The sequence below is a fragment of the Proteus vulgaris genome (assembly GCF_023100685.1).
In the GTDB taxonomy this organism is placed as follows: domain Bacteria; phylum Pseudomonadota; class Gammaproteobacteria; order Enterobacterales; family Enterobacteriaceae; genus Proteus.
Map to the genome: position 1 here is coordinate 4,080,785 of NZ_CP090064.1, position 14,670 is coordinate 4,095,454.

Below are 14,670 nucleotides of genomic sequence, written 5' to 3' on the forward strand. Positions count from 1 at the left end.
AAATAGCTTAATTTTTCAATAATTAAATAAATAAGCATGCACAAAAAACCTTATTAATATAATTAAAAAAAACATAATAAAATTACCAATTATTATGTTTCTCTGATATTAAAATTCAACCCTCTTTATTTTAAAAAAACATTTTAACTCTATATTTATCTTTCTTATTTTTTTGATCTTTATATATTCCGAATCTGTGCGATAAGACACAGCGACTTTCTTTGTTCTTTGCCAAAATAGGTTTATCGTTTTAGCTCAATTTTTTAATTTTTATTTTTTGAGTATAGGATCTTTTTTATGAGTGATATTGCATTAACAATGGTGATGTTGTCATTAGCAGGCGCTCTAGGTCTTTGGATTGGCAATATCAAAATCTATCGAGTCAGCCTAGGAATAGGCGGCGTTCTTTTTGGTGGTATAATTATTGGGCATTTTGCTCAACACTATAACCTTTCACTCAACGCACAAACTCTTCATTTTATTCAAGAATTCGGTCTTATTCTTTTCGTTTATACCATTGGTATTCAAGTTGGCCCTGGTTTTTTCTCTTCATTACGTGTTTCTGGATTAAAACTCAACGCCTTTGCGATTTTCATTATTCTTCTTGGTTCTATCATCACCGCCTCAATTTATCGCTTATTTGATGTTCCTTTACCTATTATTTTGGGTATTTTTTCTGGTGCTGTCACCAATACCCCGTCTCTGGGCGCGGGGCAACAGATACTCACTGATTTACATATTGATCCTGCTTTAATCGGGCAAATGGGAATGGGCTATGCGATGGCTTATCCTATGGGAATTTGTGGCATCTTGTTAGTTATGTGGCTTATTCGTGTGTTTTTTAAAATCAACATTGATGACGAAGCGAAAACCTTTAGTAACCAGCAAAATAGTACTAAAGAGGCACTACATACTATTAATATTGCCATTAAAAACCCCAATTTAGATGGTTTATTAATGCAAGATATCCCACTACTCAATGAAGATGCCATCGTATGCTCTCGTTTAAAACGTGGTGATAACATTATGGTACCGATGCCATCAACGATTATTCAGTTAGGGGATTTGCTGCATATTGTTGGCTCGAAAGAAGATCTTAATAAAGTACGCCTTGTATTAGGCGAAGAGGTTGACGCTTCACTCTCAACATCAACCAATTTACTACAATCAGTACGGATCGTTGTCACGAATGATTCCGTACTTAGTAAGCGTTTAAAAGATCTTGATCTTAAAAGAAAATACGATGTTGTCGTAACTCGATTAAACCGCGCAGGTATCGAACTAATTCCAAGCAATAACAGTATGTTGCAGTTCGGGGATATTCTTAATGTTGTTGGTCGCCCTGAATCTATAGAAGCGATTACTGTCCTGTTAGGTAATGCTCGTCAAAAATTAGAGCAAGTTCAAATGCTACCCGTTTTTATTGGTATTGGATTGGGGGTTTTACTTGGCTCTATTCCTATTTTCATTCCCGGTATTCCCGTAGCTCTTAAACTGGGATTAGCCGGTGGCCCTCTTGTTGTTGCCTTAATTTTAGGGCGTATTGGAACATTCGGTAAGCTCTATTGGTTTATGCCACCAAGCGCAAACTTAGCATTGCGTGAATTGGGCATTGTCATGTTTCTTGCCGTAGTAGGGCTAAATTCTGGTGGCGAATTTATTGAAACTTTAATTTATGGTCAAGGGCTGAGTTGGATTGGCTACGGCATTCTTATTACACTATTACCGTTATTAATTGTGGGGATCATAGCCAGGATCTTCTTTAAACTTAATTATTTAACTCTTTGCGGAATGTTAGCTGGTTCAATGACCGATCCACCTGCACTGGCCTTTGCCAATTCAATACATAGCTCAAGTGGAGCTGCGGCACTTTCTTATGCCACCGTTTATCCTTTAGCGATGTTTTTACGCATAATAACACCACAATTAATGGCACTTATTATCTGGAGTTTGTAGCAAAAATAATAAATATATTAATCAGTTGAACCTAATATGTTACTAAAATCCACATTTTGCTTAGCAGAGGGATAATTAAGGCCATGAATGGCTCTTATTTAAGCCATAGATTTTATGATTGTCTGTTTTAATAGTTCTCGTGCTAAGAAATTTAGATTGAGACGGATTACTAAATATTTAGTAATCAATTTCTTTCCGTCAAACTTATGCTCAAAAGTCCTCGTTATTGTCTTTGCCCCTTCTTCTCGCTGAAGGGGCATTTTTATTAGATATTCACTGGCTGATAGATATTCTCGATTTCTTCAGCCAGAATTTTTATTCCTTTCTCTATCAATTCAGGCTCAGGCACGTAATTCATACGCATACATTGATGAGCGTGATCCCATGAATCTTCTAATCCCGGAAAAAAGTAATGCCCCGGCACCATTAATACACCGCGTTTTTTCAAACGACGATATAGCTCTTCACAAGAAACAGGTAAGTCTTTAAACCACAACCACAAGAAAATAGCGCCTTCTGGTTTATGAATAAGGCAACGTTCTTCAGGCAAGTAACGGCGAATAATATCAATAGTTTCAAGCACTCGTTGATGATAAAAAGGCCCAATTATCTCTTGAGATAATCGCATCAAATCATCACGTTTTAGCATTTCTAATGCCATTGCAGGTCCAATTCCACCAGGTGCAAGACTAATAATGCCATTCACATTTGTAATGGCCGAAATCAGCTCTTCACTGGCGATGATAATGCCACAACGTGCGCCGGGTAGACCTAATTTAGACAAGCTCATACATAGAATAGTATTGTCATTCCAACGAGGTGTTGCTTGAGTGAAAATGATACCCGGAAAAGGAACACCATAAGCATTATCTATAATAAGAGGGATATTATGCCGTTTAGCTAAGTCCTCTAGCTTTTCAACTTCGTCATCAGTAATAACATTACCTGTTGGATTTGTTGGTCTAGAAACACAAATAGCCGCAATATCATCACCAATTTCAAGATGAGCAAAATCAACATGGTATTTGAATTGCCCATTTGGCAACATTTCTATAGTTGGCTTATTTGCAACAAACAGATCTTCTTCTAATCCAGAATCGGCATAACCGATATATTCAGGCGCTATAGGAAAAAGAATTTTACGTTTCTTGCCTTCAGGCGTTGTACCACCTAATAAATTGAACAAATAGAAAAAAGCACTTTGGCTACCATTGGTTAATGCAATATTTTTTGCCGAAATATTCCAGCCTAGCTTCTCTTTTAAACATGCCGCCAACGCTTGTAACATAGCATCTTTGCCTTGCGGGCCATCATAGTTACAAACTGCATCACTTAACGTGCCATTTTCTGTCATCTCTTTAAGTAACTGGCGGAAATAGTTGTCCATTTCAGGAATATGCGCAGGATTACCACCTCCCAACATCACGGCACCCGGTGTCCGTATTCCTTCATTTAAATCTTGCATCAAGCGAGCAATGCCTGAATGTTGAGCAAATTTTTGCCCGAATTGTGATAGTTGAGTCATCTTTGCAGGTATCTTCTATGTTGCTTTCTCGTTAAGAAATACCATACCGCGAGCTTTAATCTGCATCAATAGTTATAATAGAAATGATAAAATAGGAATATTAATACAGATTTAAATATTGAAATATAAAACCAATAACCTATTAAGTTAAAGATAACTCAACCCACATTTTACTTTTTATTGGTGTTTTCACTCTCTTCTTGGCGACAAAAACAAGAGAGAATATGGTCATTCACCATACCAACGGCTTGCATAAAAGCGTAGCAAGTTGTTGTACCAACAAATTTAAAACCTTTTTTCTTTAACGTTTTTGCCATTTTATCTGAGATTTCAGTGGACGCAGGTACTTGTGATATATTATCCCACTGATTAACAATTGGTTTATTATCAACAAATTGCCAAATAAACTGACTAAAATCTTCACCTTGCTCTTCCATTGCCATAAAAACACGCGCGTTATTAATAATGGCGTTAATTTTTCCTTGATGACGAATAATTGCAGGATCTTGCAATAAAGCTTCAACATCCTTATCTGTCATTTTGGCAATTTTTTCAGGTGAGAAATTAAAAAAACAGCGACGAAAACCTTCTCTTTTTTTGAGTACGGTATACCAAGATAGCCCGGCTTGTTGGCCTTCGAGGCAAATCATTTCAAAAAGTTTGTATTTATCTCGTTCAGGTTTTCCCCATTCATCGTCGTGATATGCCAAATATTCAGGATCACTGGTTACCCAATCGCAACGCTGTTTATTCATTTTCTCATTCCTTGTTAGCAATAACTTGTAATAGCACCATTTTATATACTGTATGAATATACATGTAAATAGGTGAAAAAAAATTCAATCTAATTCTTTGAGCATAGCCATAAACTCAATTAAGGGATTATTTTTTTGATCGGAGGAAAATTGCCCGCATTCCTTGCTGTATATCTTTCGTCTAGAAGGTATACTGAAACCTTTCTTTTTATTCTATGTATCGCCATGCGGATATAACATGCAAAAGTTTGATACCAAAACCTTTCAAGGTCTTATCCTGACACTACAGGATTACTGGGCTCGCCAGGGCTGTACCATTGTCCAACCATTAGATATGGAAGTGGGTGCCGGCACATCGCATCCAATGACCTGTTTACGAGCATTAGGGCCAGAGCCTATTGCTGCGGCTTATGTACAACCTTCACGTCGCCCTACTGACGGACGCTACGGTGAAAACCCTAACCGTTTACAGCACTATTACCAATTCCAAGTTATCATTAAGCCATCACCGGATAACATTCAAGAACTGTATCTTGGCTCTTTAAGAGAGTTAGGTTTAGACCCAACTATTCATGATATTCGTTTTGTAGAAGATAACTGGGAAAACCCAACACTGGGTGCTTGGGGCTTAGGCTGGGAAGTTTGGCTCAACGGCATGGAAGTCACGCAATTTACTTACTTCCAACAAGTCGGTGGATTAGAGTGCAAACCTGTTACAGGTGAAATCACTTACGGCTTAGAACGTCTTGCCATGTATATTCAAGGTGTTGATAGCGTTTATGACTTAGTTTGGTGTGATGGCCCATTAGGTAAAACCACCTATGGTGATATCTATCATCAAAATGAAGTTGAGCAATCAACTTATAACTTTGAATATGCTGATGTAGACTTCTTGTTCTCTTGCTTTGAACAGTATGAAAAAGAAGCCCGCGAGTTGTTAGAGTTAGAAAAACCTCTGCCTTTACCTGCCTATGAACGTATCTTAAAAGCAGGACACACCTTTAATCTATTGGATGCACGTAAAGCAATTTCAGTGACAGAACGTCAACGTTATATTTTACGTATCCGTACTTTAACCAAAGCGGTTGCTGAAGCATATTATGCTTCTCGTGAAGCGCTTGGTTTCCCTATGTGTAAAAAGTAAGAGGCTATCATGACAACTGAGACTTTCCTCGTGGAAATCGGCACGGAAGAATTACCGCCGAAAGCGCTTCGTTCTTTAGCCGAATCTTTTGCTGCTAATTTTACTGCTGAGCTGGATAACGCCAATATCACTCATGGTGATGTATCTTGGTTTGCAGCTCCTCGCCGTTTAGCCATTAAAGTGGCCAATATGGCAAAATCACAAGCAGATAGAACCATTGAAAAACGTGGTCCTGCGATTGCTCAAGCATTTGATGCTGATGGTAAACCAACAAAAGCGGCTGAAGGTTGGGCAAGAGGTAATGGCATTACGGTTGACCAAGCAGAACGCTTATCAACAGATAAAGGTGAATGGTTATTTTATCGTGCAGAAGTAAAAGGTGAAGCTGTTAACCAATTACTGATTGGCATGGTAAGCACTGCATTATCAAAATTACCAATTCCAAAATTAATGCGCTGGGGCGATAAAGAAACTCACTTTGTACGTCCTGTTCATACTGTCACTTTATTATTAGGTGATACTGTTATTGATGGTGAAATTTTAGGTATCCAAAGCGATCGCGTTATTCGTGGTCACCGCTTTATGGGTGAAGCTGAGTTCACTATTGATAATGCAGATCAGTATCCTGAAATTCTTTATGAACGCGGAAAAGTTATCGCTGATTACGAAACGCGTAAATCAATTATTCTTCATGATGCTCGTCTTGCCGCTGAAAAACTTGGCGGTATCGCAGATTTAAGCGATAGCTTAGTGGAAGAAGTCACTTCATTGGTTGAATGGCCGGTTGTGCTAACAGCAAAATTTGAGGAAAAATTCCTTGAAGTTCCTGCTGAAGCACTGGTTTATACCATGAAAGGTGACCAAAAATACTTCCCTGTTTATGACAAGCAAGGCAAATTATTACCTAACTTTATTTTTGTCACTAATATTGAATCTTCTGATCCACAACAGATCATTAGCGGTAACGAAAAAGTAGTGCGTCCTCGTTTAGCTGATGCTGAGTTCTTCTTCAAAACTGACCGTAAACAACGTTTAGAAGATAACTTACCACGCCTTGAAACCGTATTATTCCAGAAAGATTTAGGCACACTGCGTGATAAAACAGACCGTATTCAAGCATTAGCTGGCTTTATTGCAGGCAAAATGGGGGCTGATGTTAATAAAGCAACCCGTGCAGGTTTACTGTCAAAATGTGACTTAATGACCAATATGGTATTCGAATTCACAGATACCCAAGGTGTTATGGGTATGCATTATGCACGTCATGATGGTGAAGCCGAAGAAGTTGCGGTTGCATTGAAAGAACAATATCAGCCTCGTTTCGCAGGTGATGAATTACCGTCTAATCCTGTTGCTAGCGCCCTCGCTATTGCAGAGAAAATGGATACCCTTGCAGGTATTTTCGGTATTGGTCAACATCCGAAAGGGGATAAAGATCCATTTGCTCTACGTCGTGCATCATTGGGTGTTTTACGTATTATCGTTGAGCAAGATTTACCGTTAGATATTGAAGAATTAACGCAAGAAGCCGTTCGCCTTTACGGTGATAAACTGACGAATAAAAATGTCGTCAGTGATGTCGTTGAATTTATGTTGGGTCGTTTCCGTTCTTGGTATCAAGAATTGGGTTACAGCATTGATACTATTCAAGCAGTATTAGCACGCCGCCCAACACAACCTGCTGACTTCAATGCTCGCGTTAAAGCGGTAACTTATTTCCGTACATTAGACGAAGCCTCTGCGTTAGCAGAAGCTAATAAACGTGTTTCTAATATCTTAGCAAAATCTGCTAACGTAAAACTGAATGACACTGTTTTAGCTTCCGTCTTAAAAGCACCAGAAGAAGTTCAATTAGCAGCGAATCTTTCTGTATTACAAGATAAGTTGGCGCCTTTATTTGCAGAGCGCAAATACCAAGAAGCCTTAGTTGAACTGGCTTCATTACGTGATGTGGTCAATAACTTCTTTGATAAAGTCATGGTAATGGATGAAGACGAAGCAGTTCGTATCAACCGTTTAACTATGTTAAGCCAATTACGTGAACTGTTCTTAAAAGTCGCGGATATTTCTGTTTTACAATAAGTTGTAAACCTTAGAAAACATAAACCGGCATTGTGAAAGCAATGCTGGTTTTTTTGTATATATCCCCCTAGCTAAACTGGGGATATATATTGTTTTTATCGCTAATTCAATATGAATTAAAAAGGCAATTCTTCTATATTTTTATATGCCAATTCCATTATTTTAATAGATGCTTTATCTATAATATTTGCAATAATATTAGACAATTCTTTGAAATCACTTGCATTGAATACTTCTTGTTCGGTTTCTATTTCAACAGGGAACCCACTTACATCATCAATGTTATAGCCAAATAATATGAATCCGTAATTAAAATTTAATTTTGTTTTACTTATACAAACCAAACTATTACCACTTTGAAAATCCATATCTTCAAAGCGGTTTGTTTTTATTAAAATTTCGATTTTATTATGAGTAAAATCTTCTAGCTTTTTTACTATTTTATATATTTCTTCTTCTATTTTATTCTTTATATCTAGAACTGAAGAAGCTCTATCCAAAGAGGCTTTTATTCTATTAAAAATTTCATTTTCATCGTTCATGTAAAATCCCACAAAATATTGGATAGTGATCAAATTTTTCAAAAAAAACTTTATCCAAACACTCGTTATCATCTTTAAAACTTTATGAAAATCAAGCTTATCAACATCTAATTTAAAACAATCATCTGCCCCGTATAAAAATGAGGAAGAAAATATTATTTGATCAAAAACATGCCATCGATTAGAGGGTGCAGACTTATAATAATAAGTACCTATATTATATAGTCTTTAGCTAATTTAATTGTTTCATTATTTTCTTTTTTAGTTTTCTTTATTGGTGGTGATATGCCAATATTCCACCAGCATAAGTTTATTTCCATTTAATATTTCTATCTATAAAGTTAAAAGCCAAAATTATAATCTAAAAATAAAAAAATAAAATTAGTTAAATTAATTAAAAGTTTATGTATTCAAATATAATTAATTTTAATTAGATTTAGAAAAAAGGTATCAATATTATCTTGATACCTTTTACATTAAAAACTACAGCCTAGTCTCTACTGTAAATATCTGGCGATAACCATCAACATCACGCATAAATGCAATATATTGGTCATTCGGAGAGAACACGACAGCATCACTACTTGGTGCCTGTGCTGTTTTTTCTGTTAAACGTGTTAGTTCACCCGTTTTCACATTACATAGCATCACGCTGTTATCGCAAATAAAAGTGAGATATTGTCCGTTACTATTCCATGTAAAGGCTGACTGAATATCCCAATCCTGCGAGGTGACTTGTTTTATCTCTTTCGTACTTGGCGATACCGTATATAACTGCACAATGCCGTTATCATCTTTCATCAAGAAAGCAATCGCATCACCTTTTGGGGAACTTCTTAACCAGTGACGAGGCTGATTTAAAATACCTGCATATTTTCTATTAGCTGTATTTGTTAGGCGAACTTGATGAATACCTTTAGCCACCGCTGGCATTGTTGTATCAGTTCCTGCCAGTGGTTTATCACCTTCAATACTGAAAGCCTGATTATCATCAGGTAAATCCACTAAGAAAATATCAGAAACTTTATCGCCATTTTCACTCACAGTATCGCCGATAAATGCAATAGCCCAACGTTGTTGTGAACCATCAACCTTTGTATAACCCTGAGTACCAACCCAACACTCTTCATAAGCTTTATTAATTTCGTCACTTCCCTTTTGTGGATGAGCAACAGTTTGGCTTATTACAGTGCAAAAATATTCACCATCATATTCACGATGATGTTTTTTAACGACATTTACCGCCTTTAGTGGCACAGCAACCGCCACATTACGTTGATCATATTCGCCACCCAGTTCATGCATAATATGATCGTTATATGTAAAGCTTAAACGCGTGCCGTCAGGACTAAAGACATGAACATGCGTTCCGCCACGTAAAGCACCGGCTTGATAAGGTGATGTCAACGAGCAAGCGTCGATATTAAATGCTCGATTATTTTCTAACTCATCAACAATCACTCCGCGACGATGATGAAAATCATAATGCCATTCATCATCTGGGTTTTCAGGCCCATGAATAAAAGCATAACGCACAGGCTCAGTTGGACATACTGTAGCCACACCAACATGTGCCCCTTGTGTAGCAGTGTAAATTATCTGTTGCTGTTTTGTTTTCGCATGAATTTTTTCTATGGTTAGACCCGTAAAAGATCCCCCATTGGGACGTACATCATAGACTAACCACTGGCTATCTGGTGTCCAAACATTTATATTGGTTAACTGATGATGACGGCTATCAAACGTAATCTGGTGTTCCTGAAAAGACATATTTATCCTTATCGGGAAATAAATTTCCACATTATAAAAACTAATTAATTTTACCTGGCACTAAAAAAATTCAGTCGAGACTTTTTCGCAAGGTAATTACTCTATCCTCACTAAATAGTCAGAAAATTAGAAAATCATGTTACTTAGTGTTCTCTATATTATTGGTATTACTGCAGAAGCCATGACGGGTGCGCTTGCTGCTGGCCGTCGTAAAATGGATGTTTTTGGCGTCATTATTATCGCCTCTGCAACTGCCATTGGTGGTGGCTCTGTCAGAGACATTCTACTCGGCCATTACCCACTGGGTTGGGTAAAACATCCTGAATATATCGTCACTGTTGCATGTGCTGCTGTTATCACCATGTGGGTTGCTCCCATGATGAAACATCTACAGCGACTCTTTCTTATCCTAGACGCCATCGGCCTAATGGTTTTCTCTATTATCGGCGCACAAATCGCACTCGATATGGAATATGGCCCAATTATTGCTGCTATTGCCGCGGTGATTACAGGGGCTTTTGGTGGTGTATTAAGGGATATGCTCTGTAATACCATTCCTTTGGTTTTCCAAAAAGAAATTTATGCCGGTATCGCTTTTGGTGCTGCGTGGCTTTATATGGGATTACTGTTTTATACACCATTACCAAGAGACGTTATTATCATCATTACCCTTGTTGCTGGGTTAACGGCTCGACTTCTCGCTATTCGTTATAAATTGGGCCTACCAGTCTTTAATTACGAGAATCAAGATTAACGAATCGCTGTTTTAACAACAGCGGTTATTTTTGATTCTGTGGGGTATCTCAAAATATAATCTCTTTTCACTATTGTGATAAAAGGTAATTCCTATCACTGAACCTTTAATTGTATGTTAATATTGGCATAGTTTAATTTTTCTCTTATTTTCCCAATTAAAAAAGAGAACCCAATAAGAAAAAAATAGCCCTGTATTAAACATGGGCACTGTATGTCATTCATTGTATGTGTATACTATATGGGGGATTTGCTCCCTAAACATGTATTTATACTTAATTCTCCAGTCAAATTCAGAAAGTCATCATGATCCAAGGAACTCTTTATATTGTTTCCGCTCCAAGCGGTGCGGGTAAATCAAGTCTTATTCAAGCGCTGTTAAAAACACAGCCTTTATATGACACGCAGGTTTCTGTCTCCCATACCACTCGTCCTATGCGACCGGGAGAAAGCCATGGTGAACATTACTTCTTTGTCACTGAAGAAGAATTCAAAAGCATGATAGACAGCGGGGATTTCCTCGAACATGCTTGTGTTTTTGGTAACTATTACGGCACATCCGGCAAAGTTATCAAAGAAATCTTAGCCAGTGGTGTGGATGTCTTTTTAGATATCGACTGGCAAGGCGCACAACAAGTGCGTAAAGCGATGCCAGAAGCTCGCAGTATTTTTATTCTGCCGCCGTCAAAAGAAGAGCTTTACCGCCGACTTCGTGGACGTGGGCAAGATAGCGAAGAAGTGATTACAAAACGTATGTCGCAAGCTGTATCGGAAATGGAACATTTTAATGAGTATGATTATTTGCTGATTAATGATGATTTCAATACTGCGCTTGCTGATTTACAATCAATTATTCGTTCAGAAAAATTACGCCTTGATCGTCAAACGCTACGACATGGTGATTTAATCAGCAAATTATTGGCAGACTGAGTTAACTTTCAGTATTATGCCCAGTCATTTCGTTAATGGTGGAGTAACACAAATATGGCACGCGTAACCGTTCAAGACGCTGTAGAGAAAATTGGTAACCGTTTTGACCTCGTTCTGGTCGCAGCACGTCGTGCGCGTCAGTTACAAGTTGGCGCTAAAGATCCTTTAGTTCCAGAAGAAAATGATAAAATGACTGTTGTCGCGCTACGTGAAATCGAAGAAGGCCTGATTAACGGTAAAATTCTTGATGCTCGTGAACGTCAAGAGCAGCAAGAGCAAGAAGCAGCAGAATTACAAGCTGTTTCAGCGATTGCGGAAGGTCGTCGTTAATCGTTTTATAAAATAGGGGTAGGTCTGCCTTGTACCTGTTTGAAAGCCTGAATCAAATCGTTCAAAAATACTTGCCATCGGAGCAAGTTGAACAACTTAAAAAAGCCTTTATCGTCGCCCGAAATGCCCACGAGGGACAAACTCGTTCAAGTGGTGAGCCTTATATTACTCACCCTGTTGCGGTTGCGTGTATTCTCGCAGATATGCGATTAGACCACCAAACGCTTATGGCGGCGTTGTTGCATGATGTTATCGAAGATACGCCTGCAACCTTCCAAGATATCGAAAACCTATTTGGTAGTACGGTGGCCGATCTTGTTGAAGGTGTTTCTAAACTGGACAAATTAAAGTTTAGGGACAAAAAAGAGGCTCAGGCTGAAAACTTCCGTAAAATGATTATGGCGATGGTGAAAGATATCCGCGTCATTTTAATCAAACTGGCAGACCGAACTCACAATATGCGCACACTGGGTTCATTGCGCCCAGATAAACGTCGCCGTATTGCTCGCGAAACACTCGAAATCTATAGCCCTTTGGCCCACCGTTTAGGTATACATCATATCAAAACAGAGCTTGAAGAGCTGGGTTTCGAGGCACTACATCCTAATCGTTACCGTGTTATAAAAGAAGTCGTTAAGGCTGCTCGAGGTAACCGCAAAGAGATGATTAATAAAATCCTCTCTGAAATTGAAGGTCGCCTGACAGAAGCGCATATCGAATGCAAAGTTAACGGTCGCGAAAAACATCTTTACTCTATTTATCGAAAAATGTTGCTAAAAGAGCAACGTTTTCACTCGATTATGGATATCTACGCCTTTCGCGTTATCGTGAAAGAAGTTGATACCTGTTATCGCGTTTTAGGTCAAATGCACAGTCTTTATAAACCGCGTCCCGGTCGAGTTAAAGACTATATTGCCATCCCTAAAGCCAATGGCTATCAGTCTCTTCATACCTCACTTATTGGTCCTCATGGGGTGCCAGTTGAAGTGCAAATTCGTACTGAAGATATGGATCAAATGGCTGAAATGGGGGTTGCCGCACATTGGGCTTATAAAGAGCAAGGTGAACAACCGGGCACAACTGCACAAGTAAGAGCTCAACGCTGGATGCAAAGTCTACTTGAATTGCAACAAAGCGCGGGTAGCTCATTCGAATTTATCGAAAACGTAAAATCAGACCTCTTTCCTGATGAAATCTACGTTTTCACGCCAGAAGGTCGCATTGTTGAATTACCAACGGGTGCGACTCCTGTCGATTTTGCTTATGCTGTACATACTGATATTGGTCATGCGTGTGTGGGCGCAAGAGTTGATAGACAACCTTATCCTCTTTCACAATCGCTACGCACAGGACAAACCGTTGAAATTATTACTGCTCCAGGTGCTCGACCAAACGCAGCTTGGCTAAACTTTGTCGTCAGCTCAAGAGCTCGCTCTAAAATTCGCCAACTTCTGAAAAATCTAAAACGCGAAGACTCTATTAATTTAGGTCGCCGTTTATTGAACCACGCTTTAGGTGAGCATAAGCTCGCTGATATTTCAGCCGAGAATATTGAGCGTGAATTGAAGCGAATGAAGCTCCATTCCATTGATGACCTAATGGCTGAGATTGGTTTGGGTAACACCATGAGTGTTGTTGTAGCGCGTAATTTATTAATTGATATTCAAAATCAAGATAATAACGCACAAACAAATACAACTAATGATGAAACACCTAAACTACCAATTAAAGGTGCCGATGGCGTATTAATCTCCTTTGCTAAATGTTGTCGCCCTATTCCGGGTGATCCTATCGTGGCACATATTAGTCCAGGTAAAGGCTTAGTTATTCACCATGAATCTTGTCGTAATATTCGTGGTTACCAAAAAGAACCTGAAAAATTCATGCCTGTCGAGTGGGATAAAGAGATCAACAGTGATTTCATTACTGAAATTAAAGTCGATATGATTAACCACCAAGGTGCATTAGCAAACTTAACCGCAGCTATTAACGATGCAAACTCAAGTATTCAAAGTATGAATACAGAAGAGAAAGATGGTCGTGTGTATTGTGCTTTTATTCGCTTAACTGCGAAAGACAGAATTCAATTAGCCAATATCATGCGTAAACTTCGTATCATGCCAGATGTTCTGCGCGTTAGCCGTAATAAAAACTAGTCATGAATTCAATTCGATATGCCCGCATCTGTCAAATGATGGCGATGCGGCAACCTGACCTGACGGTTTGCCTTGAAGAAGTGCATAAATCCCATAATGTGGCGGCTGTTATAAGAACAGCTGATGCCGTGGGTATTCCTAAAATTCATGCTATTTGGCCTGAAGAAAAAATGCGAATGCTCGTATCACCAGCAGCAGGAAGTAACAGTTGGGTCAATGTAGAAACACACCCCACAATCACTGATGCAGTAGGTGTTTTTCGTACTCAAGGTATGCAAGTTCTTGCGACACATCTCTCAGATAAAGCCGTCGATTTTCGCGAGATTGATTACACTCGCCCAACTTGTATTATTATGGGACAGGAAAAAACAGGTATCTCACAAGATGCGATAGCGCTTGCCGATCAAGATATCATTGTTCCTATGATGGGGATGGTACAATCACTGAATGTTTCGGTTGCCAGTGCTTTAATTTTATATGAAGCACAACGCCAGCGTCAGGCTGCGGGTATGTATAATCGAACAGAGAGCACCTTAACAGAAGAAGAACAACAAATTCTGCTATTTGAAGGTGGATACCCAGTATTGGCAGAAGTTTCTCGTCGAAAAGGCCTGCCTCGCCCATACATTAATGATCATGGTGAAATTGAAGCACCTGATTCATGGTGGGCAGAAATGCAAATGACACAAAAGCAACTTAGGAAATTAAAAAAGACGGAGTATTAATC

The 14,670-nt window shown here is 38.6% G+C and carries 12 protein-coding genes; 8 read left to right on the forward strand and 4 right to left on the reverse strand.

Annotated elements, in window-relative coordinates; genetic code table 11:
* The first annotated feature begins 297 nt into the window (after positions 1 to 297).
* Positions 298 to 1,956 (forward strand): putative transporter, encoded by a 1,659-nt coding sequence (locus LW139_RS19310; protein ID WP_247850398.1) that lies wholly within the window; start codon positions 298 to 300, stop codon positions 1,954 to 1,956.
* A 265-nt stretch (positions 1,957 to 2,221) separates the two neighbouring features.
* Here LW139_RS19310 and LW139_RS19315 read toward each other — a convergent pair whose 3' ends face one another.
* Entirely contained in the window at positions 2,222 to 3,481 is a 1,260-nt protein-coding gene (locus LW139_RS19315) for a valine--pyruvate transaminase (protein ID WP_166539110.1), read from the reverse strand.
* A gap of 170 nt (positions 3,482 to 3,651) precedes the next feature.
* Positions 3,652 to 4,236: a DNA-3-methyladenine glycosylase I gene (locus LW139_RS19320; protein ID WP_227336148.1), complete on the reverse strand. Its 585-nt coding sequence runs from the start codon at positions 4,234 to 4,236 to the stop codon at positions 3,652 to 3,654.
* Positions 4,237 to 4,474: 238 nt separating this feature from the next.
* Between LW139_RS19320 and glyQ the strand changes: the two genes are divergently transcribed.
* Both glyQ and glyS read left to right on the forward strand, forming a co-directional pair.
* Positions 4,475 to 5,380, forward strand: a complete 906-nt coding sequence (gene glyQ, locus LW139_RS19325) for a glycine--tRNA ligase subunit alpha (protein ID WP_004246832.1) — start codon at positions 4,475 to 4,477, stop codon at positions 5,378 to 5,380.
* Between the two features lie 9 nt (positions 5,381 to 5,389).
* Complete coding sequence (glyS, locus tag LW139_RS19330; protein ID WP_166539112.1) at positions 5,390 to 7,462, forward strand: glycine--tRNA ligase subunit beta; 2,073 nt, start codon at positions 5,390 to 5,392, stop codon at positions 7,460 to 7,462.
* A 116-nt stretch (positions 7,463 to 7,578) separates the two neighbouring features.
* Here glyS and LW139_RS19335 read toward each other — a convergent pair whose 3' ends face one another.
* Positions 7,579 to 8,004, reverse strand: coding sequence for a hypothetical protein (locus tag LW139_RS19335; protein ID WP_109408955.1), 426 nt, complete (start codon positions 8,002 to 8,004; stop codon positions 7,579 to 7,581).
* 483 nt (positions 8,005 to 8,487) lie between these two features.
* Positions 8,488 to 9,774 (reverse strand): DUF3748 domain-containing protein, encoded by a 1,287-nt coding sequence (locus LW139_RS19340; protein ID WP_247850399.1) that lies wholly within the window; start codon positions 9,772 to 9,774, stop codon positions 8,488 to 8,490.
* 136 nt (positions 9,775 to 9,910) lie between these two features.
* Between LW139_RS19340 and LW139_RS19345 the strand changes: the two genes are divergently transcribed.
* The 5 genes from LW139_RS19345 to trmH all read left to right on the forward strand — a co-directional run bounded on the left by LW139_RS19345 (position 9,911) and on the right by trmH (position 14,668).
* Positions 9,911 to 10,528: a trimeric intracellular cation channel family protein gene (locus LW139_RS19345; RefSeq protein WP_072068818.1), complete on the forward strand. Its 618-nt coding sequence runs from the start codon at positions 9,911 to 9,913 to the stop codon at positions 10,526 to 10,528.
* Positions 10,529 to 10,833: 305 nt separating this feature from the next.
* The gene (gmk, locus tag LW139_RS19350) at positions 10,834 to 11,457 is read left to right on the forward strand and encodes a guanylate kinase (protein WP_006534608.1); all 624 of its coding nucleotides are present in this window, start codon (positions 10,834 to 10,836) and stop codon (positions 11,455 to 11,457) included.
* Positions 11,458 to 11,511: 54 nt separating this feature from the next.
* Positions 11,512 to 11,787, forward strand: a complete 276-nt coding sequence (gene rpoZ, locus LW139_RS19355; protein ID WP_006534607.1) for a DNA-directed RNA polymerase subunit omega — start codon at positions 11,512 to 11,514, stop codon at positions 11,785 to 11,787.
* Positions 11,788 to 11,816: 29 nt separating this feature from the next.
* Positions 11,817 to 13,943, forward strand: coding sequence for a bifunctional GTP diphosphokinase/guanosine-3',5'-bis pyrophosphate 3'-pyrophosphohydrolase (gene spoT / locus LW139_RS19360; protein WP_166539115.1), 2,127 nt, complete (start codon positions 11,817 to 11,819; stop codon positions 13,941 to 13,943).
* Positions 13,944 to 13,945: 2 nt separating this feature from the next.
* A complete protein-coding gene (gene trmH / locus LW139_RS19365) occupies positions 13,946 to 14,668 on the forward strand; it encodes a tRNA (guanosine(18)-2'-O)-methyltransferase TrmH (RefSeq protein WP_109408958.1) in 723 nt (240 codons plus the stop codon).
* The last annotated feature ends 2 nt before the right edge of the window (positions 14,669 to 14,670 follow it).